The organism is Streptomyces sp. NPDC102279, assembly GCF_044766365.1.
Lineage (GTDB): Bacteria > Actinomycetota > Actinomycetes > Streptomycetales > Streptomycetaceae > Streptomyces.
The window spans coordinates 692,874-715,820 of sequence record NZ_JBIWLU010000001.1; the positions used below are offsets into that span (position 1 = coordinate 692,874).

A 22,947-nucleotide genomic window follows, 5' to 3' on the forward strand; every position below is an offset into this window, starting at 1 on the left:
GCAGGCAGTCACCAGAGACACGCCGAGACACCCGAGGAGTCCCTCATGGACGCCCCCCAGCCCACCGCCCGAGCGGGCGGTGTGATCGCCACACTGGCCTTCGCCGGCACCGTGGCGGCGATCATGCAGACGCTGGTCACTCCGCTCATCGCCGAGCTGCCGGAGATCCTGCACACCACCCCCGCGAACAGCGCCTGGGTGATCACCGTGACGCTGCTCGTCGCCGCCGTCTGCGTTCCGGTCTCCGGCCGGCTGGGCGACCTGGTGGGCAAGCGGCGGATGCTGCTGGCCTGTTCCGTCCCGCTCGTGGTCGGTTCCGTCGTCTGCGCGCTGTCCTCGTCCGTCACACCGATGATCGTCGGGCGCGGGCTGCAGGGCATGGGCATGGGCATGGTTCCGCTGGGCATCGCCCTGCTGCGCGACGTGGTGCCCGCGGAGAAGCTGAGTTCGTCGATCGCGCTGGTCAGCGCCTCCATGGGCATCGGCGGCGGCCTCGGTCTGCCCATCTCCGCGGCGGTCGCGCAGTACGCGAACTGGCGGGTCCTCTTCTGGGGTTCCGCGGTCCTCGCCGTCGTCATCGGGACGCTGATCTGGTTCCTCGTCCCCGACGTGCCGGCCAGCGCCAAGGGGCAGCGCTTCGACGTCCCCGGAGCGCTCGGGCTCGGCGTCGGCCTGGTGTGCCTGCTCCTCGGTGTCTCCAAGGGCTCCGACTGGGGCTGGGGTTCCGCCACGACGCTCGGGCTGCTCGTCGGCGCCGTCGTGGTCCTGCTCGCCTGGGGCGCCTGGGAACTGCGTACCAAGGACCCGCTGGTCGACCTGCGCACGACGGGCCGCCCCCGCGTCCTGCTGACCAACGTCGCCTCGATCTTCGTCGGCTTCGGCATGTACGCCAGCATGCTGATCATCCCGCAGCTGCTCCAGTTCCCCGAGGCCACCGGCTACGGTCTGGGGCAGTCGATGCTCGCCTCCGGCCTGTGGATGGCCCCCGGCGGCATCATGATGATGATCGTCTCCCCGTTCGGCGGGAAGCTCACCGACGCCCGGGGCCCGAAGTTCACGCTGATCTGCGGTGTCCTGGTCATCGCCCTCGGCTACGGTCTGTCCCTGACCCTCATGGGCTCGGCCTGGGGTCTCATGCTGGTCGGCATGGTGATCAACAGCGGCGTCGGCCTCGCCTACGGTTCGATGCCCGCGCTCATCATGAGCTCCGTACCGCTCTCCGAGACCGCCGCGGCCAACGGCTTCAACACCCTCATGCGCTCGCTCGGCACCTCGGTCGGCTCGGCGGTCGTCGGCGTCATCCTCGCGCAGATGACGACCTCGGCGGCCGGCTACTCCTTCACGTCCGAGAACGGTTTCCGCACCGGGCTCGCCGTCGGCGGCTGCGTGGCCCTGGTCGCCGCGGCGATCGCGGCCGTCATCCCCGCAGTCCGCGCCGCGGCCGGCACCGACAAGACCGGCCCGACGACCGCGCCCGAGGTGACCGCGGCCGCGCGCTGAGGCCGGAGACCGAAGGGCCGTTCGTTCACACCGGTTCCGGCGGGTGGTCGTCGTCCGCCCGCCTCGCCGGAACCGGTGCCCACCGTCACGAGCGCACCACGGACTTCCGGATGTCCGTGGAAGGCCGTGCGGCGCCCGCGGGCGTCAACTCCCTTTCGGCGCCCGCCCCTGCGCGACCGCCGTGGACCTGCCGAGATACGTGAGCGGCCCGGGGTCCTCCACGGCAATCTCGTGGAAGCCGAGACGGTCGTAGAACGCCCGGGCCGCCTTGTTCGCGGTGACCATGCCGAGATGGACGGCGGGCACCCCGCGGTCGTGCAGCGCGGTCAGGAAGGTGTGCATCAACGCCCTTCCATGACCGCGGCGTTGGTGTTCCGGCAGCAGGTCGATGTGCAGGTGCGCCGGATAGGCGGCCAGTTCGGGCAGGATCATGCGCTCGGGGGTGTGCAGCAGCCCGACCATCTCCTCGGTGGGCGTGCGCGGCGCCCCCGCGAGGGCCGGGTAGCGGTGCGCGACCCGCGGGATCCACGACTCCCGGAATCGCGCCGCGAACGCCTCGGTGTCACCCGTGCCGACGACGTAGCCGACCGCCCGCCCGCTGCCGTCGTCGAGGACGAAGGCCAGTTCGGGCTCCAGATGGCAGTAGGGCTCGGCGAAGATCGCCGGCATCAGCCCCTCGTCGGGGTACCGGGCACGCGAGTCCCCTCCCTCGTCCGCGGTGCTGACACAGACGTCGGCGACGGCTGAACGGTCGGCGGGCCGGTAGGGGCGAATGCTCGGCGATGCGCTCATGGACGGCATCCTGACGCCTTGGGAGCGCTCCCACAAGAGGCGGGGACTGCCCGGCCAGAAGGCACGGCAGCAGACTTCCGCGGGCCCAACGGGCGCGGCAGCCGTACGGGAACGGCTGCCACGCACCGGACACACCCGGACGCTTGCGACCGGAGACGAGCCCCGGAGCTCAGAACCGCGGAACCGGCGCCTGACGTTCCACCAGTTCGGCGGCCTCCTCCGGAGTGCCGACGGCGGGCGGCGATCCGGCCAGCGGCTGCCGCGCGGTCTCCTTCATGCAGGCCACCGCGATGACGCCGACGAGGGCCGCCGCCATGGCGTAGTACGCCGGCATCAGTTCGCTTCCGGTCACCGAGATCAGCGCGGTGATCACCAGCGGGGTCGTACCGCCGAAGAGGGAGGCGGAGAGGTTGTAGCCGACGGAGAGGGAGCCGTAGCGGACCTGGGTCGGGAACAGCGCGGGCAGGGCCGCCGACATCGTGCCCAGCATGCAGACCAGGGAGAGCCCCAGCATCAGCATGCCCGCCGACACCGCCATCATGCTGCCCTGCTGGACCAGCAGGAAGGCGGGGACGGACAGGAAGAGGAAACCGAGCATGCCGGCCATGAGCAGCGGCTTGCGGCCGAAGCGGTCGGAGAGCTTGCCCACCTGGCTGATGATCAGCATGAGCACCGCCATCGTGACGATCAGGATGATCAGCCCGTGCGTCTCGCTGTAGCCCATCTCGTCGGACAGGTAGGTCGGCATGTAGGACAGCAGCATGTAGTCGGTGATGTTGTAGGCGCCGACCAGGCAGACGCACAGGATGAGCGTCGGCCAGTAGTCACGGAAGATCTTCGCGAGGTCTCCCTTGGCGGTCGTCTCCACGGCGGAGGCGGCGTCGGACGCCTTGTGCGAGGACTCGTCCTCCAGCTTCTGGAACGCCGGGGTCTCGTCCAGCCGCAGTCGCAGATAGAGACCGACGAGTCCGATCGGCCCCGCCACCAGGAACGGCACGCGCCACCCCCAGGACTCCATGCCGCCACTCCCCAGCGCGGAGGTCAGCACCGTGACCAGGCCCGCCGCGCCCACGTACCCGGCGAGCGTGCCCAGTTCCAGGAAGCTGCCGAAGAACCCACGGCGCCGGTCCGGCGCGTACTCGGCGATGAACGTGGAGGCGCCGCCGTACTCACCGCCCGTGGAGAAGCCCTGCACGAGGCGGAACAGGATCAGCAGGACCGGTGCCCAGAAGCCGATGGTGGCGTAGGAGGGGATCAGCCCGATGGCGAAGGTGCCGACCGCCATCATGATCATGGTGACGGCGAGCACCTTTTTGCGGCCGACCCGGTCGCCCATGGGCCCGAAGACCATGCCGCCGAGCGGGCGGACCAGGAAGGACACGGCGAAGGTCGCGAACGACGACAGGAGCTGGACGGTGCCGTTCCCTGACGGGAAGAAGACGTGTCCGATGGTGACGGCGAGGTAGCTGTAGATGCCGAAGTCGAACCACTCCATGGCGTTGCCGAGCGACGCCGCCTTCACCGCGCGCTTGACGGCCGCCTCGTCCGTGACCGTGATGTCGGTCCGCCTCAACGGGGGATTCCTGCGCCTCCGTACGGCCCTGAACAGCGTGCGATGACGCTTGACCGCCTCCGGATCGACAGGGTTGGTCTCGGTGACTGCCATGAAGCGCCCTCTCCGCCTTCTGTGTCTTCGTTGCTCTGAGCCCGGGAGATGTCCAGAGACTCGTTTGCTCGTTCGTGGCAGATGCAAACAGATTCGCGGCAACGATGATCTTCGTCACGGCATCGCAGGCGCGGTGCCGCCCCCGGCGCCGTGTCCTCGCCCGGCGCTCACTCGTTCACCGGCCATGTCACCAGCTGATCCGATCAACGGGCCGAGGACCGTCGGTACCCAGCACACGGCGGCGCCGGCCGGCCGGGCCTCGCATCGCCCCGAAGCGCCGGCCGCACCGGCCGCCCGGCGGTCCGAAGGCCCAGGAGCGCCGCCCGCACCGGACCGGTCCGCCTTCGTCAACCGTTGGTGCACCGTGGTCTTCTGACCGGCCCCGCTCCGCGGTCCCGGACGGACTGCGTGGCCCGTGCCGGGCGGGGAGACTCGACGTATGGCACCCGACGAGACAACGGCACAGGGCTGGGTGGTCGCCGCCGACGGCGGACGACCGGAGGGACGGAGCTGCTCCCACCTGGAGCGGGCCGTGCCCGGGATCGGCTTCTCCGGCGCGGAAGGCTGTGCGGAGTGCCTCGCCCGGGGCAGCACCTGGGTGCATCTGCGCGCCTGTCTGACCTGTGGCCATGTCGGCTGCTGCGACAGTTCGCGCGGGCAGCACGCCACCGCTCACCACGAGCGGTCGGGCCACCCGCTCGTCCGCTCGGTGGAGCCGGGCGAGACCTGGGCCTGGTGCTACGAGGACGAGGTCTTCCTCCGGCCCGAGCCGTGCTGAGTCCCCGCCCGCTGCCGGCCGCGTCCGCCGCGTATCCCCGTCGACGCGTGGCGGCTCGCCCCCGGCCGGAACGCGGTGGTCCGCGTCCTGCGGTCGCGTCGGCCGAGGAGGCGGGACGGTGGGGCAGCTCGGACCGTGTGACCCCCGCATGCCATGCTGGAGTTCCGGATCATGACGCGGGAGCGGGGAAAAGCGCAGCGTGAGGACAGTGACCAAGCCGAGTCGGGCGGGGATCTGGGACCGGTACGCGGCCTCCGACCCGGGGTTGCTGCGGCTGATGGCCGGCCTTCGGACCGTCGGCGCCATCGCGCTGGCGCTCGCCGTCCTGAGTCTGCTCGGCGCCGATGTCACTCACATGGTGGCCGGTTCGATGACGGCGATGGTCGGCACGTTCGCGATCAAGGAGAAGCAGCGCGGCGACCAGGCCCGCACCCTCCTGCTCGGCCTGCCCGTGGCCATCGTGGCGATGACGCTGGGCGCGTGGCTGAACCACCATGTCGTCGCGGGCGACCTGTTCTTCGTCGCGCTCATCTTCACGGCGGTCTACAGCCGCCGGTTCGGGGATCGCGGGTGGGCGCTCGGGCTCATCGGGTTCCAGATCTACTTCGTCTCGCTGTTCGTCGGAGTCACCTTCTCCACGCTCCCCGGACTGATCGCGACGCTCGCCGTCGCCTTCGCCTGCAGTGCCGTCGTCCGGTTCGGTCTCGTCGTCGAGACACCCGAACGTGTCCTGCTGCGGCTGCGCGAGGCGTTCCGGGCGCGGCTGGCCCAGCTGGTGTCCGTGCAGATCGACCTCCTCGACGCCACTCCCGACCGGGCCGAGAAGGCGCTGGAGGACGTACGGCAGAACACCGCGCGGCTGCACGAGAGCGCGATGATGATCCAGGGCCGCCTGGAGGAGGGCACGAGCGACAGCACGGTCGCCTCGCTGCTCCAGCGCCGGGTGGCCGACGCCGAGATCTCCGCGGAGCGGCTCGGTGTCCTCATCCTCACCGCACGCAGCGCCGAGCGGGCCGACACCCTCACCCTGCATCTGCCGGACGCGCCGCTGCCCGCGCCGGGCGACCGGCTGCGGGCGCAGGACGACACCACGGCGGTCCTGCGGCGCGACCTCGAGGCGCTGCGGCTGCTCGTCGCCCGCCCGGCCTCCGGTGAGCGCGGCACGGGCGTCGCCCAGGTTCGCAACCGCCTTCTGGGCTACCGGGACGAGGAGAACCTGCCGCGTGCCTCGGCCGCCGTGCAGGACGTGTTCCGCGGTATCGGCGAGGCGGCGCGCTCCGTCCTCGGTCTGCGGCTGGCGCTCGACGGACCCCAGGACGAGTCGGACGACTCGCCGGAGACCACGCGTTCCCGCGAGGAGCTGGACGCCGAGGACGTCGCCATCGCGGGCGCCGAGGAGGCCGAGGAGGACGAGTCGGCGCGCAAGGGACTGCAGCGGCCGACGACTCGGGCGGCGGTGCAGGTCTCGGTCGGTTCGGCCCTCGCCATCGTCGGCGGGGAGTTCCTGTCCAGCCAGCGCTGGTACTGGGCGGTGCTGACCTGCTGGGTCGTCTTCCTCAACACGTCCTCGACCGGGGAGATCCTGGTCAAGGGCTACCGTCGGCTGCTCGGCACCGTGCTCGGCGTGATCGCGGGTGTCGGACTCGCCGGCATGGTCGGAAACCACACCTGGATCGCGTTCACGCTGGTGCTGCTGTTCATCTTCGCGATGTTCTTCACCGCCCCGCTGTCGTACGCCCTGATGTCGTTCTTCGTGACGGCGATGCTGGGACTGCTCTACACGCTGCTCAACACCTACAGCGCCTCGGTGCTCTTCCTGCGGATCGAGGAGACGGCGCTCGGTGCGGCCTGCGGTGTGGTCGCGGCGGCCCTGGTGCTGCCGGTGCCCACGGACCGGCGTACCGACGAGCTCCTCGCCACCGTGCTGACCCGGCTCGGGGACGTCAGCAGCGCGGCGGTCGAGCAGCTGAGCGGCGGGGTGGCGCTCGACCTGCTGGACAAGGCCCGTGATCTCGACACGGCGCTGGAGGATCTACGGTCGTCCACGCAGCCGTTGACGCACCCGATCACGCCGCTCAGGGCCCGCCGCCAGACCGCCCGCTACCTCGTCGCCCTGCTGGAGACCTGCGCGTACCACGCCCGGTCGCTGGCGGCGACGGCCGAACTCCTGCCCTACAGCCGGACGGTGGCCGCCGACCCGCGGCTCAAGCTCGCGGGCCGGCGCATCAGCCACAACATCGACGTCCTCGTCGCGCGGGTCGAGGACGAGAGCGCCGACGGGGTCGCGGAGACGGGTGCGAGTCTCGCCTCGATGCTGGAGCCGGACGCGCCGGGTTCGCCGCGCCACGACCGCGTCACGGGCCGGGTCCTGCGTCATCTCCAGCGCCTGGACGAGGGCGTGATCGGTCTGGCCCGCCCGCTCGGCCTTCAGGTCGCCACGCCCGAGAAGACGTCGCCGCGCAGTGCGGCGCCGTGACCCCCGCGGAGCGCTCGTTCAGCCGACGTTCCAGAGGAACCGGTGCGTGTGGATCCCGAAGTACGGGAACGACTGCACCCGCCGGACCCCTTCGACCGGCCGCACGACGTCGTTGACGAAGTCCAGCAGCTCGCGCGGGCCCGGACAGACGACCTCGGCGAACAGGTCGAACCCGCCCGAGGTCAGCACGGAGTAGACGACCTCGGCCCGTTCGGCGAGCGCGTCGGCGACGGCTCGTGGATCCCCGTCGACGCCGATGCCGAGCAGAGCCATCGCCTGACCTCCCATGCCCATCGGGTCGGTGACGCCGACGACCTGCACCGCCTGGGCGTCGAGCAGGCGTTGCAGACGCTGGCGGGCGGCCGACGCCGACAGGCCGACCTTCGGGCCGAGTTCGGCGTACGCGATACGGCCGTCGATCTGCAGTTCGCGCAGGATGGCCTTGTCGATCTCGTCCACGCGGTTCCTTTCCGTCCGGCTCGCGGCGGTCGAACGACGCTGCTCAGCCGACCAGTTCGGCCAGGGCGCCGGCGAAGACCTCGGTGTGCAGGTCGACGTCCCGCTCCGTGGTGTCGGGGCACATCAGCGCCATGTTGTGGAAGGGGGTGAGGAGGATGCCCCGGTTGGCGAGGTACAGGTGGAGGAAGTCCTCGAGTTCCGTGTCGGCGGCGGCGGCCGACGCTGTGCCGGTACGCGGCGCGGGATCGGCGAACCGGTACTCGGTGCGGGCGCCGAGGCGGCTGACCGACCACGGCAGTCGCCACCGCTCGATACCCGCGCGCACCCCGGCCTCGAACCGCTCGGACAGCTTCGCCATGGCGGCGAACGCCCCGTCGGTGAGGACGTGTTCGAGGGTCGCCCGCATCGCGGCGACGGAGAGGGCGTTCCCGGCGAGGGTGCCGCCGACACCGCCCATGTCGATCAGGTCGAGGTCGGCGCGGCCCAGCAGCTTTTCGGCCAGGTCGGCCGAGAGCCCGTAGGCACCGGCCGGGATGCCCCCGCCGATCGCCTTGCCGATGGTCAGTATGTCAGGCTCCAGGTTCCAGGCGGCGGTGCAGCCGCCCGGTCCGGCGGAGAAGGTGTGCGTCTCGTCGTTGATGAGGAGGGTGCCGTAGCGGCGGGTGAGCTCGCGGACTCCCTCCAGATAGCCCGGTTCGGGCAGGACGATGCCGATGTTGGTGAGCGCGGGCTCCATGAGGACGGCGGCGACGTCTCCGTGGGCGAGTTCGCGCTCCAGCTGGGCGAGGTCGTTGAACTCGGCGACGCGGCTGGTGAGGGTGACGTCGCAGGGTGCGCCGACGTTTCCGGGGCGGGCGGCGCCCTGTCCGTCGGGGCCGACCACGATCAGCGATTCGTCGACACTGCCGTGGTAGCTGTAGCTGTTGACGAGGATCTTGGGGCGTCCGGTGACCGCCCGGGCGAGGCGGATGGACCAGCGGTTGGCGTCGGTCGCGGTGAGCGCGAAACTCCAGCGGGCGAGCCCGAAGCGGCGGGTCAGTTCGGCGCCGACCCACTCCGCCTCCTCGGTGGGCAGCATCGCGGTCGCGCCGCCGCTCTCGGCGAACCGGGACCGCACGGCCTCGGCCACCACCGCCGGGGAGTGTCCGGCCATCGCGCCGGTGTCGCCGAGGCAGAAGTCGACGTACTCGTGACCGTCGATGTCCGTGAGGCGGGCGCCGCGAGCCGTGTCCAGGTAGCGCGGGAAGGCTCCGGCCGTCTTGTTCATCCAGGTCATCGGGACCCTGCCGAAGAGATGGTCGGCCCGGTCGTAGGCGGCCCTGGACCGTGGGTTGCGGCGCTCGGCCTCGGCACTCTCGCGGGCCAGGAGCTGCTGCAGACGGGTGCGGTCCATCGAGAGGCTCCTCCGGTCCGGTGAACGAATACGCCGATGCTACGAACGGATACGCCTCCACATCAAGAGCTGACGACGGATTCGATTGTCGGGACGCGTGAATCGAGCGCCACCGGGTGCTCGGCCCGCCCGTCCGAGCGTTCGTCCCCCGGGCCCTCGAAGGGGCGCGGGCGACGGGTGGCGGGCACGCGCTGCCCGCGACGACCCGTCGCCCGCGTCCCTTCCCAGCGGGCCGTTCCTCAGATGCCGTCCGGTCGTGCGGCCTTGCGGGCGCCCGGCGCCAGCGCGGCCAGGGTGCGTTCGCCTCCCGGGTCACCGTCGGTGGCGGGGACGAGGGCGATCTCGTCCAGCCCCGCGGCGGCGTAGGCGGCGATCCGGGCCTCGATGGTGGCGAGGTCGCCCACCAGGCCGACCGTGGTCGCGGCCTCTTGCGGGAGCTTCGCGAGCAGGGTCTCCCGGTCGGTACCGGACCGCGCCTGTTCGACCGAGTCGCCGAAGCCCGCCGCGGTGAACATGTCGCTGTAACCCGGCACCGTCAGGTAGCCGACGACACTGCCCAGGATCTGGCGGACCGACTCCGGCTCGGGGTCGACGGCCGCGGGCAGCCAGGCGGCGAGGGTCGGCGGTGTCCTGCCGACGCGTTCGGCGGCGGCGACGAGTTTGGCGCGCAGCCCGGCCACCTGCTCGGGGGAGACGACGTCGAGGAGCATCCGGTCCGCGTGTTCGGCGGCCGCCGCGATCGCCCGGTCGCCGAAGGCCGCCACGGTGAGCGGCCCGCCCGGCGGCCGCTGCCGGCGGCGGAAGGAGCTGCCGGGCACGATCGGCTCGCCCGGTGCGCCGTGCAGGAGGGCGCGGACGGCCTCGGCGGACCGGGCGAGTTCCGCGGCGGGCCGAGTCCGGGGGCGGCCGTGCACGCCCTCGACGACCCGTTTGCTGGAGGTCCCGAGGGCGACACCGACCGGACGGCCGATCACGGCGGCGGCCGACGCGGCGCCTCTGGCGATGGTCAGTGGGTCACGGACCGAGACCGGCACCGGTCCGGCCGTCACGGAGACGCGCTCCGTGACCTGTCCGACGGCCGTGGCGAGCACGAACGAGTCCCAGGTGGGCCCCTCCCCCGCCCACACCTCGTCGTACCCGAGCCGGTCGGCGACCGTCGCGACCCTCAGGGGTTCCTCTACCGGGCTGTCGTCCTCTCGCGCTGCGGCGACCACGCTGATCTTCATGCCTGCCACCGTAGTCACGCCCGGAGCGGGGGCAACAGGGGCCCCCGGGAGCGGACTTGTGCCGGCGGGACACGGGTGGGCTACCGCGCGGCCTCCGGTTCCCACACCCGGTCCGCGTAGTCGAGGAAGTTCGTGCCGAGGATCTTCTCGATGCGCCCGGAGGTGTAACCCCGCTGCTCCAGAAGGCGGATCAGGTCGCGGAACTGGTCGACTCCGCGGAGGTCGATCACGAACGGCAGCGTGTCGTCCCGTTCTCCCGCCGCGCCGACGCCGGCCTCGCGGCGCAGGGCCACGTGCTCGGCGAGGTGCGCGCGATAGGCGTCGAGGTCGTCGATGGAGGTGACGGTGCCGTCGGTGCCGATGCCGACGTGGTCCTCGCCGCACACGTTCACCGCGTGGACGATGTGCTCGACGACGTCGGCGGCGCTCGCGTGACCGGACGGGTTCAGGAACGGCATGAAGTAGATGCCCACGAAACCGCCGCGCGAGGCCACCAGGCGCAGTTCCTCGTCCGTCTTGTTGCGGGGCAGGTCGGCGACGGCCCGGCAGCCGGTGTGGTTGATCGACACGGGGAGCCGGGCGGCCTTGGCGGCCTCCAGGCAGGTGCGTTCACCGCTGTGGGAGAGGTCGACCATGAGGTGGTGCTCGTCGAGGGCCTCGACGACGGCGCGGCCGAACTCGGTCAGGCCCCGGTTGCCGGGAGCCATCGAGCCGTCGCCGATGTGGTTGGCCTGGTTGTACGTGAGCTGGACGACCCGCACCCCCCGCTCGGCGAAGGTGGCGACGCGGCTCGTGTCGTCCCCCACGGCGACGGCGTTCTGGAAGCCGTAGATGACACCGATCCGCCCTTCCTGCCTGGCGCGGTGGACGTCGGCGACCGTACGGACCTTGAGGAGGTCGGCCGTGTTGTCGCGGATGATCCCGTCCCACACGTCGATCTCGTGCAGCGTGTGCTCGTACGGGGGCAGGTCCCCCATGGTGTAGCCGAGCGTGATGTTGACGGCGGTGAGGCCCGAGGCGTGTGCGTCGGCCAAGGTGCGCGCGTCGATGGTCAGTTGCTCGCTCGAGGGGTTCAACTCGGCGGCGGCCTCAGCCGACCCGGGAGCGTTCGGGTTGTCGAGCTGCCCGAGCGCGTTGACGATCAGGGGGAGGGCGGTCATCGGGTCTCCTCGGCACGGTGGGTCGGTCCGGGCTCTTCGGCCTCGGGGGACGGGACGGGGGCGGGCCGCTCCGCGTGGGAGTCGGTGCCGTCGAACGCACGGCGCTCGAAGCGGTGGCCTCGCTTGACGGTCAGCGTGACGCTCCGCAGGTTCTCGATGTCGTGCAGCGGATCGTCGGCCAGGACGACGAAGTTGGCGAGCTTGCCCGCTTCGACGCTGCCCATGACGTCCTCGGCTCCGGCGCTGCGGGCCCCGATCAGCGTGGCCGAGCGCAGCACCTGCTCGGGTGACATCCCGCAGCGGTGCACGAGGAAGGACAACTCGTCGAACAGCGCCGGGAAGGGCGCCTCGGGGTCGGTCTCGTAGTCCGTGCCGGTCGCGATGTCCACGCCCGCCCGGTGGGCCTGCGCGGTGAGCACCGCGGCGAGTTCGGTGTTGGCGGCCGCCCGCTCCGCGTCCTCGGGTCCGTCGCCCGCGAGGGCCTCGCTCGCCCACATGCCGGCGGTGGCGTCGAGGACGGTCCCGCGCTGCCGCATCAGGGCGAACAGTTCCTCGATGCGGGGGTCGTCGCCGGCGGCGAACCTCTCGTACGCGACGCGGGGCTTGTGCTTGTAGCTCGTGAGGGGCTCGTCCGCGCCCTCGAAGGCGAGCAGGGTGACATGCGAGACGCTGTCCGCGCCGGCCTCGACGATCTCACCGGGTGAGGCCGGGAAGACGGTCGCGTGGGCCCAGACCGGGACGCCCTGCCGGTGCGCCTCCGCGGTGATCGCGGCGACGGTGGTGTGGTCGAGGTCCGCGTACACCTTGATCGCGCTGGCGTGGGTTCCGCGGGCCAGCGCGACCGCCAGCGGCAGATCGGTGTCCTTCGTGATCGCCTGCATCCACGGCACAGCTCCGGGCGTCTCGCCCTGTGACACCTGGTGGGTGCGCGGGTCGTCGAAGAAGCCGGGGCCCGCCATGAGCGCGGCGTACCGGATGTCGGGGCCGGGGATCTCGCCGACGAGCGTGGCCCGCGCCAGATCTCCGACCTGGCGCAGGTCGTCGGCCATGTCGCGGATGGCGGTGACACCGCTGTGCACGAGACGGCGGAGCACGGCCTCGGCGGCGGGGCGGTCGGGCGGCGTCGCGATGTGCTGGTGCGCGTCGATCAGTCCCGGCACGACGAAGCTGCCGTCGAGGTCGAAGACCTGTGCGTCGGCGGGCAGTTCCGCGGCGATCGCGGCGTCGTCGCCGACCGCGCGGACGACCTGACCGTCGACGACGATCGACGTGCCGGACCGGGCGGGGCGCCCGGTCCCGTCGAACAGCGTCGCGCCGCGGTACACCGCGACGGTTCCCTCCACCGCGGGAGCGTGCGGGGCGGGTGCGCCCGAAACCTCGTCCGTCATCTTCACCTCGTCATAGCTCTGCCTGAACCCCGTCGCGGCCGGACTCCGGTCCGTCCGATCGACGCCTGTCGGGATCTTGTTACGGTGTGTGTAACAGGCGTATCGCCTCCCGAAACATGCGCTACCGTACGCTCGCATCCGACGGCATCACAAGGAGGGGCCGGAATTGCCCGCAGAGACACGGACCGCGGTGGACAAGGCCCTCGACCTCGTCGAGGCCGTGGCCCGCGCCGACCGGCCGCCGCGCCTCACCGACCTGGCCGAGGAGGTCGGCCTGCACCGGGCGACCGCCTACCGGGTGCTCGTCGACCTGGTCCGGCGCGGCTGGGTGCTGCGCGCGGGCGATCGCTATCTGCCCGGCACGGCCGTCCTGCGGTTGTCGTCCTCGGCCGCCAGGAACTCGCTCGGAGCGCTCGCCCGGCCGGTGCTGGACACGTTGTCCGAGCGCACCGGCATGATGGTCAACCTCCAGGTGCCGGAGGCCGACCGCTCCCGCGTGATCGACGTCGTGCGGCCCGACCGGCTGGCGATGATCAGCCGGCTGATGGGCGAGGCCCTGCCCGTCCACCGGTTCGCGGGCCCGCTCGCCCTGGTCGCCGCCCTCGAACCGGCCGACCGGGCCCCCTATGTGCGGGCCGCCGAGGCGGACGGTTACCCGCTGGACGGACCCGACGGGCTGCTGGCCGACATCGAACGGACCGCACGCACCGGGTTCGCCGTGGAGTACGGGCGCAACGAACAGCCCGTCGCCTCGCTCGGCCGGGCGGTCGTCACGCGTCCGGGCGCGCCGGTCTGTGCCGTGACCGTGGTCGGCCTGGGCGCCGAGATCGACGAGAACCGACTCGGCCTGCTCCAGGAGGTGCTGCGCGAGGCGACGGACGCACTGGGCCGGATCCTCTCCGGTCCCGGATCGCCCACCCCGGGTTCACCGCCTGAGGAGACACCCTCGGCGGCCGCCACCGATACGACCGCGGCCACACCCCCGTCCCCGTCTCAGTCCCTGGAAGGTCCGGCATGAGCGAGATCCGCTTTCTCGACGGCGCGCAGACCCGGGCCGCGCTCGATCCGCGGCGGGTGATGGAAGCCGTGGCGACGGCCCTGATCGCCGTCAGCAGGGACCAGGTCTCCGCGCCGTCACGGATCGCGGCGCACACTCCGGGCGGTCTGCTCGGCGCCATGCCCGGTCACGTGCCCGGCCTCGGGCTCGCCGCCAAACTCGTCTCCGTGTTCGGCGACCCCCAGCGGCCCGGGCGCAGCAGTCACCTCGGCATCGTCGCGCTGTTCGACGCGGTGGACGGCCGCCCGCTCGCCCTGATGGATGCCGAGCCCCTCACCGAGATCCGTACCGCCGCGAGCGCGACCCTCAGCGCCCGCGCCCTGGCCCGCGCGGACGGGGGCCCGGTGGCCGTCGTCGGAACCGGCGCCCAGGCACGGGCCCAGCTGACCCTTCTCGCGGCGCTCGACCCGAAGACCCCCGTCCGTGTCGCGGGCCGCGACCCGGAGCGGGTGGCGAGCGCTGCGGCATTGCACCCCGCAGGCCGGGCCGCGCCCGGCATCGAGGACGCCGTGCGCGGGGCCGGAACGGTGTTCTGCTGCACCGGAGCGGTACGGCCCGTGGTCGACCGCGACTGGCTCGCCCCCGGCGCGCACATCAGCTCGGTGGGCGGTTCGCATGGTCCCGAGATCGACGCGGCGACCGTCCGCGACGCCACTCTCTTCACCGAATGGCCCGGCGCCGCCACGACCCGACCGCCGTCCGGCGCGCACGAGTTGCAGGGCCTGCCGCCCGAGCGCCGGGTGACCCCGCTCGGCGCGGTCCTCGCCGGGGACCGTTCCGGCCGCCGCGACGACGTCGAGCTCACGCTGTTCAAGTCGACGGGGCACGCCGCGCTCGATGTCGCGGCGGCCCATGTCGCGCACGCCGTCGCGGTCGCGGAGGGGTGGGGCACCCGGCTCGCCATGTAGGCGTTCACGCGGGGGTGTTCCACACCTGAGGACGGGTGGGCGCTCAACAGGGCGTCCGCACAGGGGAGTTCACGAAGGCGGACGGCGACCGGTCTCCGGTGCGGGCTCGGTCCGCTCGGCGCGCACCTCGGCGAGAATCGCCTCCCACACCCGCGCGGGCGGGCTCACGAGAGGTGCGTGGGGATGGCTGTCGCGGGCCGCCGCACCGACGCGCTCGAAGGCTCGGACGCGGTCCCGGCAGAGGGCGCAGTGTCCGAGGTGGTCGAGCCCCTCGGGCGGCCAGGGGGTGCGCGGCCCGTCGAGAACGTGCTGGGCGAGGTCTGCGGGCGGGAGATGGCCCGACGGCCGGGCGCCGCTCATGTGTCACCTCTTCACCTGCCGGAGCCGCCGCGCGGACGTCGCGGACACCTGGCCCCGGTGGCGCGAGAAGTGGCCCGCCGACGGGACCCCGGACCGTGACATCCGTCCTTCGCTCCTGCTTCCCGGCCTGCCGCCCCGTCGGATGCACCGCCGGGGGCATGTCGTCCGCGCCGCGCGCCCAGGGACGTACTCCGCGCCCCGGGGTTCACGGACTGCCGGACCTCCGCGCGACTGCTCCGCCGCCGGCCGTCGTCACCTCACGCCCGCAGGCCGTCCTCCCGAGCGTCCTGCAGGCAGCGGCTCAGGCCGTGCAGCCCACGGCGGGCGTGGCTCTTGACCGTTCCCAGGGGCAGGCCGGTGACCTGGGCGATCTGGGTCTGGGTGAGGTCGTCGTAGAAGGCGAGGCTGAGCACCCGTCGCTGCGCGGGAGGGAGCTTCGACAACTCGTGGCCGACCAGCACCCGGTCCAGTACGGCGTCCGGCTCACCGGCCCGGTCCTGGGTGCGGAGCGCCATCACGGCACCGGCGGCCGCCACCAGGTCGGCGCGGCGGGTGCGGGCCGACAGTGCGTCGGCGATCTTGCGCCGGGTGATCCCGACGAACCAGGCCGCGAGGGCACCGCGCCCGGGCGCGTAGCCGGCCCTCCCCCGCCAGGCGGCCAGGAACACGACCTGGGTGACGTCCTCCGCCTCGGCGGCGTCCCCCAGGGAGCGCCGGGCCAGGGTGTACACCAGCCGGCCCCAGCGGTGGTAGGCGGCGGCGAGTGCCTGCTCGTCGCCGCGGACGAACGCGGCGGCGAGTTCCTCGTCGTCGAGCGACTCCTGTACCGGAGCCGCCCACGGAGCGCCGTGCAGCGGCTGCTCGGTGGTCTGCTGTGCGGTCATGGCGACTGCTCCTCGGACCGTGCGGTTGCGTCCCGCCTCCGGTCTGCGGCCGTTCCTCGTGGCAGCACCGTCCCGAAGGCGTCGGGCGTGCCGGGCACGCGGCGTGAATCCGCGATTCCGGCTCTGCCACCATCCGCAACATCGATGCACCCCGGCAACTTGCATCGACTTTGCATCGCATTGCTCCGGCCGCGGCACTCCGGGCTTCGACCCGCCCCCGCTCACGTGCCGGGAAGGGCCACCGGGGTACCGAACCGCACCGGCACACCCGGGGCGTACAAGACGCTGAACGGCTCCTCGCGCGGTTCGGGCAGTCCGGCGGCCGCGATGAGCGAGTCGTCCCAGTCGAGCAGGCCGCAGCGGCGGAAGGTCCACGCCGGATGGGTGTTCGGCAGGTAGTACGACCTCCCGAAGGCCCGTCCGTGCAGTCCCCAGCGGTTGGTCAGGAACTCCTCGACCGGGTCCGGCGCCACCGGGTCGGTGCCGACGTCGAGCCACACGCGCGCCCGCGCTTCGGGCGCCCCGCGGCGGCTGGTGCGGTACAGCAGGCGGGTGTCGAACCATTGGCTGTGGATGCGCGACCACCGGTACGGAAGGCGGAAGGACGCGTCGGCCGCCAGCACGGGCAGCAGCCGGTCGCACTCCAGCGAGCGGAACACCACGCCTCGGCGCCCCTGGGCGTCCCTGCTGTAGAGCCGGACGTTGACTTCGTCGAACGAGCCCAGGTACGGGACGGCGGGGGTGCCACCGAAGGTGAGGTCGCGCAGCCGGAAGAAGACCAGCCCGACGTACGTGCGGCCGTTGTGGAGGTCGGGGACCGTGCCGGGCGGCAGCAGTCCGGCCACCTGGAAGGGGTCCGCCTGCCAGTGCAGGAACACCAGGTCGCGCCAGTTCTGCCGGAACAGCGTCCGGCGCACCGGCCTCGGTGCGAGCGGCGTGACCGGCTCCACGGGACGCGTGGTCCGGTGGTGCTGTCGGGACTCTCCCCGGCCGGGCACGTGACTCCCCGTCCGCCCCTGCTACCGGACCACGTCGAGGGACGCGCCGATGCCCGGCCGCACGAGCCGGGCGCCTCTCGTGAGCGCGTCGACGATCGCGTCCACCCATTGGTCGGCTTGGTCGACGTGGCGAGGAGTGTGGCCGCAGGCCGGCGACCCCCGAGCGAGTGCGGCGCGGCCGGCGACGGCCGCCGCGGCGCCCCGCGCGTGCAGACGCGACGCCGGGGCGGCGCCGAGCGCTCCGGTCGCGCCGGGCACCGGCATCCGCGCACCCGTGATCCGCATGCCGTACCTCCTACGGCCCGGTTCTGCGGGCCGTCCACGTTCGTCTGCCTATTCGGTGGGTGATCGATGCCCGGATGCGGCGGCGAGCGGCGCTCTGCGGGTTTGCCGGCGGCGGGCACTGCGGGTGGGGACGTGCGTACGGCGACGCTCGTCCCCTGCCACCCGTGACCGCCGGGAGGGGACGGTTCCGTCACCGGCGCTCACCCCATCCCGGGGACTCGTCGTCTCGCGATGCCGGGCCCCGGCCGCCGTACCGGTCAGGGGTCGTGACGCCCCGAAGCGGCCCGGAATCTCAGGGCGCGGCGCTCCGCCGCCGTCATGCCGCCCCACACCCCGTCGTACTCCGCGTTCAGCAGGGCCCAGCTCGCGCACGCGCGCAGCACCGGGCAGCGGTGGCAGACCGCGCGGGCCTGCGCGATCTGTCCTCTGGACAAGCCGTCCTCACCGAGAGGGAAGAAGAGTTCCGGATCCTCGGTGCGGCAGGCAGCCGATTCACGCCAGTTCATGACTCATCCGGTCCTCCGCCGGTCGCCGCGTGCTCGCGGGCAGGTCGTCTCCGCGGTGCTCCTGGCACCGCCCGACCCGGCAGAGGTAGGCATCAATCTAGGCTTTCCCGGCGAATTCGGCCATGCTGGGGAGTGCCTCGGCCGGTTCGCGTGACGGGCCGGAACTCGCCCTCACGGGCTGCATCCGACCGGTCGCGCCCCGGCGAATTCACCGGGGGTCGGTCCGCTGTGCGACGCGGGCCGCCCGGAGGACGACACGGAGGGAGGCCGCCCGTCCCATGAGAGTCACCGGACCGGACACCGCCGGAGTGCGGGAACGGCTGGGCAGCGCGCTCTTCGCCCGCGTCGCGGGTCCCGAGGGGCCGAAGAACCGCGCCCGCATCCACGAGACGCCCGGACCCCGCTGGTTCGGGCCGGAGCGGCCCATCCGCAGGGTGCACGGGGACGCGTCCATGTTCATCGGCGGGCTCTCCGCGCTGCTGCTCCAGTCGCTCCACCCGCTCGCCATGGCCGCCGTGTCCGCCCACTCGGGATTCCGCGGAGACCCGTGGGGACGGCTCCAGCGCACGAGCACCTTCCTCGCGATGACGACCTACGGGACCGCCGAGAGCGCCCAGGAGGCCTGCGACCGGGTCCGCGCCGTCCACGAGCGGGTCAGCGGGACGACCTCGGAGGGCACGCCGTACCACGCCGCGGATCCGCATCTGCTCGCGTGGGTGCACGTCGCGGAGGTCGACAGCTTCCTGCGCGCGCACCAGCGGTACGGCGTGCGTCCGCTGAGCGGGGAGGGATGCGACGGCTACGTCGCCGACACCGCCCGCGTCGCCGCCGCGCTGGGCGTTGCGGACCCGCCGACGAACCGCGCCGAACTCGCCGAGCGGCTGGACTCCTACCGCTCCGAGGTGCGTGCCACCCCGGAGGCACGGGAAGCGGCGCGGTTCCTCCTGCTGAACCCGCCGGTGCCGCTGGCCGTACGCCTCCCGTACGGGGTCCTCGCGGCGAACGCGGTGTCCCTGCTGCCCTCCTGGGCCGCCGCCGAACTGCGCCTGCCCCGGCTGCCGTTGGTCGACACCGTGTGCGTCCGCCCGCTCGGCTGCGCCATCACCTCGGTGGTCCGCTGGGCCATGGCGCCGTCGCGCCCGACGGCCCCTGCCCCGGCGTCCGCCGGGTGAACCGCGACCGCGACGGCACGCCCGTCCCGGCAGGCCGTTCCCTCCCGCACCGAACCCGGGGACCGAGTCGGCGAAGTCCGTGCCATGCAGGATCCAAGGCCGAAAGACTGTCCCCGTGTTGAGGAACCTGCCGTCCGTTCCGCCCGACTTCGTAGGACGCGGGGACGAACTGGCGCACCTCGCCGGGGCGTTGCGCGACCACCGCGTCGTCACCCTGACCGCGGCCGGCGGTGTGGGCAAGAGCCGTCTCGCGCTTCACGCGGCGGACCGGCACCTCGGCGGCAGCGGGCGCGGAGTGGCCTGGACGGACCTCTGGCCCCTGCAGGACGACCGGCTCCTCGTCGCCACCGTGGCCGACGCGGTGGACTTCTCCGACCACACCACGAACATGGCGCTGGACTCCCTGGCGGACTGGCTGTCCGGCAAGGACGTCCTTCTCGTGCTCGACTCCTGCGAGCACCTGGTCGGACCGTGTCGCCGCATGGTGGCCCGCCTGGTGCTCTCCTGCCCCCGGCTGACCGTCCTCGCGACCAGCAGGGAACCGCTCGGCGTACCCGGTGAACACCTCGTCGCCGTCGGCCCGTTGCCGCCAACGACGGACGCCGTCGAGATGTTCTGCCGACGGGCCGCGGCCGCGGGCACCCCGGTGTCGGCCCCGGCGGACATGGTGGCCGTGGCCCGGCTGTGCCGGCGGCTCGAAGGGATGCCCCTGGCGGTGGAACTGATCGCGGGGCAACTGACGCAGCGCACGGTCGCGGAGGTCGACCTGGAACTCGGCCTGCGTCTGGACATCGCGGCCGACACCGTCCTCGCCGGGCCGCCGCGGCACCGCGCGGTGCGGACCACGATCGGCTGGAGCCACGAGCTGTGCACGCCCGCCGAACGTCTGTTGTGGGCGCGGATGTCGGTGTTCCGGGACGGCGTGGACGCGCACACGGCCCGCACGGTGTGCGCCGGTGGTCCGCTCACGGCGGAGGACGTCGACGGGGCCCTGGAGGGCCTGTCGAGGAAATCGGTCCTGACGCGTGTCGGCGCCGCCCACCGGATGCTCGACACCGTCCGGGAGTACGGCACGATGTGGCTCGAACAGCTCGGAGAGAGCACCGAGTTGGCGCGGCGGCACGCGGACCACTTCCTGGCGATGGCCCGCGAGTCCCACGACGGCTGGCTGGGCGAGCGGCAAGCCCACTGGTACGCGCGGCTCGACGCGGCGCACACCGATCTGTGCGCGGCGCTCGACCACCTCCTCGACGACCGGCCCGACACGGCCCTCGACCTGATCGGGCTGCTCGGCTTCCCGTGGAGCTGTTGCGGCCGTCTGAGGGAGGCCTCGGCCTATCTGGAGGACGCCCTGGCCCTGTCCGACACCTCCGGCCCGGAACGCACGCGGGCCCTGTGGGCGCTGGGCGTGACCCGTGTGCTGCGCGGGGAGCACGAACCGGCCCGCCGGCTCGCCGAGTTCTGCCAACGGCGTGCGGACCTCCAAGACGATGTGGAGGGAACGCTGCACGCCGCGTATCTGCTCGGCCTGGCCCATCTCCTCCAGGGCCGGCCCATGACGGCCAGGCACCACGTGGACGGCGCTCTGCGGGGCGCGGGCGGGACCGCGTTCACCTCGGCGGGGCACCTCCTGTGCCACCTGGTGCGGGTCTTCGCCCTGACGGCCGAGGGGCTGCTCGACCACGCCCGCGGGGAGGCGGAGGAACTGCGGCGCGGCTGCGTGGAGCGCGGTGAGTGGTGGACCCGCTCCTACGCCGACTACCAGTTGGCGCTCATCTCCCTGTTCGCCGACCGTGCCGAGGACGCCTCCGCCCACGCCCTCTCGATGCTGGACGGCAAGCGCCGTATCGGGGACAGCTTCGGCCTTGCGCTCGGCCTCGACCTGCCGGCCTCCGCACTGGCCGCGCAGGGCGCGGGCGAACGGGCGGTCGCCGCGTTCGGTGCCGGGGAGACGTACTGGAGCGCGGTGGGCCATCCGCAGCGCGGCACGCCCGAACTCGGTCCGGTCCGCGAACGCTACGAGGACACGGCCCGTTCCCTGCTGGGCGACGACGGGTACGAGCAGGCGCTCCTGCGCTCGGCGCTCGCCGACCCGGAAGCGGTGCTGCGGCAGTTTCTCGACAGTTCCGGCCGGGGGTCCTGAGGCCGGGGTCGCTGTCCGGAGCGTGGTCCCGGCATCGGCCCGGTCCGGTGCGGGCGGCGCCCGGGGCACAGCCTCGGACACGGGTTGCGTCGTCGCCCCGAAGATGCGCCCTCACCCGTTCGGGCGGACGGTGGAGAGATGGCACATCCACTCGTACCACCAGGCGAGACCCCGCCCGCCGAGGGCTCCATCGCGGAAGCGCATCAGGAGCGGCCGGACGGCGGGATCTGGGAGCACCCTTATTTCTGGCTCGGGCTGATCATCATCGGCTCGCTGGTCGTCGCCGCCTTCTTCGTGGCCAGGATCAGCGGCCTCTGACCCTGCGCACGCGTCCTCCCCGCAGAGCCATCGCGCTCCGCGGGGAGGACGCGCTGCCGTGCGGGGACGGGTGACCGCGGCGTCGGTGTGCCCGAAACCGCTCGGGACTCCCCGCCAGGCATGACGGGCGCCTCGTCCGGCAATCGCATACCGGCCGTCGGCCCGTCGAAGGCGCCTCCCCGCACACCGGTCACCGTCGCTGCATCCGTCCCGCGTCCCGGGGCCGAAGGAGGGGTGAGACCGGCGGACCAGCCGGTCCCGGACGGCTTCGGAAGCGAGGCGAGCCCCTGCCATGACCTGCTACCGCCGTGCGCCGGAGCCCGCAGCCCCGAACCGGGCCGTACCCGTCGACCGATTCGCGCCCACCGTGCCCGCCGCGTCTCGGGAGGCCGGGCCATGGAGCTGAGCGCTCACGCGGACGCGGACACCGAGAGCGCCGAGGGCGCCGACGCAGGAGTGACCACCGGCTTCCTGGCCAGGAAGCTCGGGGTGTCGCCGACGACACTGCGGTCCTGGGACCGTCGGTACGGACTCGGTCCCGCGGTGCGTCCCGACGGACGGCATCGCCGCTGGTCCCCCGACGACGTCGCCATGGTCCAGGAGATGTGCCGGCTGACGGCGGTCGGCCTGCCCCCCGCCGAGGCCGCGCGCGCCGCGAAGGGGACGGCGCGGGGCGCTGGTCCCGGCTCCCCTCTCGCGGTCGCGCGGCATCCGGCCGGCGTCCGCATCCCGGAACGGCCGTCGGCCACACCCCGGCGGGAGGGGCCCAAGGCCTCGCGGTCCCCCTCCGGACTCCCGCTCGGCGACGTGCGCCAGGAATGCCGGGGACTCGCGCGGGCCGCCGTACGCCTGGACGCCTCGGCCATCCAGGAGCAGTTGACGGCGGCGGTGCGGGCGCACGGCCTGACCAAGGCGTGGGAGGAGGTCATGGTGCCCACGCTGCGCGCGGTGGGCCGTAAGTGGGAGTCGTCGGGCGACCGGTACGTCGAGGTCGAACATCTCCTGTCCTGGCACGTCTCCGCCACGCTGCGGCACGTGTACGTGTCCGCGGCAGGCCGTGGACGGGACGATGTCGCCCCGCCCGTCCTGCTCGCGTGTCTTCCCGGCGAGCCGCACACCCTGCCGCTGGAGGCGCTCAACGCCGCGCTGGCTGAGCGCGGGATTCCGGTCCTCATGCTCGGCGGTGCCGTGCCGCCGGAGGCGCTGATGACGGCGTTCCACCGCGTCGGACCCTCGGCGGTGGTCCTGTGGTCGCAGTCGTCGGACACGGCGAACCTGCCGCTGGCCCGTCACATCGCCGCCACCCGCTGGGGTGTACGGGGCGCGCGGACGCAGAGCCAGGTCCTGCTGAGCGGACCCGGCTGGGGCAGACAGTCGGTTCCTGGCCTACTGCGCCCCCGCCACCTGGCCGACGCCCTGCGCCTGGTCGCCGCACGGGAGAACTGACCTGCCCGCGACACCACCGTCGGAGCCGCGTC

At 72.8% G+C, this 22,947-nt stretch carries 21 protein-coding genes; 9 read left to right on the forward strand and 12 right to left on the reverse strand.

What is annotated here, in order from left to right; translation table 11 throughout:
• Window positions 1–45 precede the first annotated feature (45 nt).
• A complete protein-coding gene (locus ACIRQH_RS02970; protein WP_358821230.1) occupies window positions 46–1,500 on the forward strand; it encodes an MFS transporter in 1,455 nt (484 codons plus the stop codon).
• 144 nt (window positions 1,501–1,644) lie between these two features.
• On the opposite strand, the gene ACIRQH_RS02975 is transcribed toward ACIRQH_RS02970, so the two are convergent.
• Both ACIRQH_RS02975 and proP read right to left on the reverse strand, forming a co-directional pair.
• Window positions 1,645–2,292 carry a GNAT family N-acetyltransferase gene (locus tag ACIRQH_RS02975; protein ID WP_388865297.1) on the reverse strand — a complete coding sequence of 216 codons (648 nt, stop codon included), beginning with the start codon at window positions 2,290–2,292 and terminating at the stop codon, window positions 1,645–1,647.
• 169 nt (window positions 2,293–2,461) lie between these two features.
• Window positions 2,462–3,958 carry a glycine betaine/L-proline transporter ProP gene (proP, locus tag ACIRQH_RS02980; protein ID WP_404223875.1) on the reverse strand — a complete coding sequence of 499 codons (1,497 nt, stop codon included), beginning with the start codon at window positions 3,956–3,958 and terminating at the stop codon, window positions 2,462–2,464.
• A gap of 439 nt (window positions 3,959–4,397) precedes the next feature.
• On the opposite strand from proP, the gene ACIRQH_RS02985 reads away from it, so the two are divergent.
• Both ACIRQH_RS02985 and ACIRQH_RS02990 read left to right on the forward strand, forming a co-directional pair.
• Entirely contained in the window at window positions 4,398–4,736 is a 339-nt protein-coding gene (locus ACIRQH_RS02985; RefSeq protein ID WP_358821233.1) for a UBP-type zinc finger domain-containing protein, read from the forward strand.
• Between the two features lie 277 nt (window positions 4,737–5,013).
• Window positions 5,014–7,212, forward strand: a complete 2,199-nt coding sequence (locus tag ACIRQH_RS02990) for an FUSC family protein (RefSeq protein ID WP_358821270.1) — start codon at window positions 5,014–5,016, stop codon at window positions 7,210–7,212.
• Window positions 7,213–7,230: 18 nt separating this feature from the next.
• Here ACIRQH_RS02990 and ACIRQH_RS02995 read toward each other — a convergent pair whose 3' ends face one another.
• The 5 genes from ACIRQH_RS02995 to ACIRQH_RS03015 all read right to left on the reverse strand — a co-directional run bounded on the left by ACIRQH_RS02995 (window position 7,231) and on the right by ACIRQH_RS03015 (window position 12,838).
• Window positions 7,231–7,671: an Lrp/AsnC family transcriptional regulator gene (locus tag ACIRQH_RS02995; RefSeq protein WP_358821234.1), complete on the reverse strand. Its 441-nt coding sequence runs from the start codon at window positions 7,669–7,671 to the stop codon at window positions 7,231–7,233.
• A gap of 43 nt (window positions 7,672–7,714) precedes the next feature.
• Window positions 7,715–9,064, reverse strand: a complete 1,350-nt coding sequence (locus tag ACIRQH_RS03000) for a transaminase (protein ID WP_404223877.1) — start codon at window positions 9,062–9,064, stop codon at window positions 7,715–7,717.
• A gap of 239 nt (window positions 9,065–9,303) precedes the next feature.
• Window positions 9,304–10,290 carry an LLM class F420-dependent oxidoreductase gene (locus ACIRQH_RS03005; RefSeq protein WP_388865290.1) on the reverse strand — a complete coding sequence of 329 codons (987 nt, stop codon included), beginning with the start codon at window positions 10,288–10,290 and terminating at the stop codon, window positions 9,304–9,306.
• 80 nt (window positions 10,291–10,370) lie between these two features.
• Window positions 10,371–11,450, reverse strand: a complete 1,080-nt coding sequence (locus tag ACIRQH_RS03010; protein ID WP_358821237.1) for a membrane dipeptidase — start codon at window positions 11,448–11,450, stop codon at window positions 10,371–10,373.
• Window positions 11,447–12,838, reverse strand: coding sequence for an amidohydrolase family protein (locus ACIRQH_RS03015; RefSeq protein ID WP_388865288.1), 1,392 nt, complete (start codon window positions 12,836–12,838; stop codon window positions 11,447–11,449). Before ACIRQH_RS03015 ends, ACIRQH_RS03010 begins: the two co-directional genes overlap by 4 nt.
• A gap of 166 nt (window positions 12,839–13,004) precedes the next feature.
• Between ACIRQH_RS03015 and ACIRQH_RS03020 the strand changes: the two genes are divergently transcribed.
• Together ACIRQH_RS03020 and ACIRQH_RS03025 are read left to right on the forward strand one after the other, a co-directional pair.
• The gene (locus tag ACIRQH_RS03020; RefSeq protein ID WP_388865286.1) at window positions 13,005–13,856 is read left to right on the forward strand and encodes an IclR family transcriptional regulator; all 852 of its coding nucleotides are present in this window, start codon (window positions 13,005–13,007) and stop codon (window positions 13,854–13,856) included.
• On the forward strand, window positions 13,853–14,803 hold the full coding sequence (locus tag ACIRQH_RS03025; RefSeq protein WP_404223880.1) for an ornithine cyclodeaminase family protein: 951 nt from the start codon (window positions 13,853–13,855) through the stop codon (window positions 14,801–14,803). The genes ACIRQH_RS03020 and ACIRQH_RS03025 overlap by 4 nt, the downstream gene beginning before the upstream one ends.
• 69 nt (window positions 14,804–14,872) lie before the next feature.
• On the opposite strand, the gene ACIRQH_RS03030 is transcribed toward ACIRQH_RS03025, so the two are convergent.
• From ACIRQH_RS03030 to ACIRQH_RS03050, 5 genes are all read right to left on the reverse strand, one after another.
• Window positions 14,873–15,163: a hypothetical protein gene (locus ACIRQH_RS03030; protein WP_404223882.1), complete on the reverse strand. Its 291-nt coding sequence runs from the start codon at window positions 15,161–15,163 to the stop codon at window positions 14,873–14,875.
• Between the two features lie 257 nt (window positions 15,164–15,420).
• Window positions 15,421–16,047 carry a sigma-70 family RNA polymerase sigma factor gene (locus tag ACIRQH_RS03035; RefSeq protein WP_388865280.1) on the reverse strand — a complete coding sequence of 209 codons (627 nt, stop codon included), beginning with the start codon at window positions 16,045–16,047 and terminating at the stop codon, window positions 15,421–15,423.
• A 221-nt stretch (window positions 16,048–16,268) separates the two neighbouring features.
• On the reverse strand, window positions 16,269–16,997 hold the full coding sequence (locus ACIRQH_RS03040; protein ID WP_358821243.1) for a DUF2071 domain-containing protein: 729 nt from the start codon (window positions 16,995–16,997) through the stop codon (window positions 16,269–16,271).
• A gap of 69 nt (window positions 16,998–17,066) precedes the next feature.
• The gene (locus ACIRQH_RS03045) at window positions 17,067–17,330 is read right to left on the reverse strand and encodes a hypothetical protein (RefSeq protein WP_388932255.1); all 264 of its coding nucleotides are present in this window, start codon (window positions 17,328–17,330) and stop codon (window positions 17,067–17,069) included.
• A gap of 257 nt (window positions 17,331–17,587) precedes the next feature.
• Window positions 17,588–17,836 (reverse strand): WhiB family transcriptional regulator, encoded by a 249-nt coding sequence (locus ACIRQH_RS03050; RefSeq protein WP_358821245.1) that lies wholly within the window; start codon window positions 17,834–17,836, stop codon window positions 17,588–17,590.
• Between the two features lie 278 nt (window positions 17,837–18,114).
• Here ACIRQH_RS03050 and ACIRQH_RS03055 point away from each other — a divergent pair, with 278 nt between their 5' ends.
• The 4 genes from ACIRQH_RS03055 (at window position 18,115) to ACIRQH_RS03070 (ending at window position 22,915) form a co-directional block, all read left to right on the forward strand.
• Window positions 18,115–19,008: an oxygenase MpaB family protein gene (locus tag ACIRQH_RS03055; protein WP_404223885.1), complete on the forward strand. Its 894-nt coding sequence runs from the start codon at window positions 18,115–18,117 to the stop codon at window positions 19,006–19,008.
• 115 nt (window positions 19,009–19,123) lie between these two features.
• A complete protein-coding gene (locus tag ACIRQH_RS03060) occupies window positions 19,124–21,151 on the forward strand; it encodes an ATP-binding protein (protein ID WP_404223887.1) in 2,028 nt (675 codons plus the stop codon).
• An 84-nt stretch (window positions 21,152–21,235) separates the two neighbouring features.
• Complete coding sequence (locus ACIRQH_RS03065; protein WP_388865271.1) at window positions 21,236–21,469, forward strand: DUF6480 family protein; 234 nt, start codon at window positions 21,236–21,238, stop codon at window positions 21,467–21,469.
• A gap of 396 nt (window positions 21,470–21,865) precedes the next feature.
• Window positions 21,866–22,915 carry a MerR family transcriptional regulator gene (locus ACIRQH_RS03070; RefSeq protein WP_404223890.1) on the forward strand — a complete coding sequence of 350 codons (1,050 nt, stop codon included), beginning with the start codon at window positions 21,866–21,868 and terminating at the stop codon, window positions 22,913–22,915.
• Window positions 22,916–22,947: the final 32 nt, after the last annotated feature.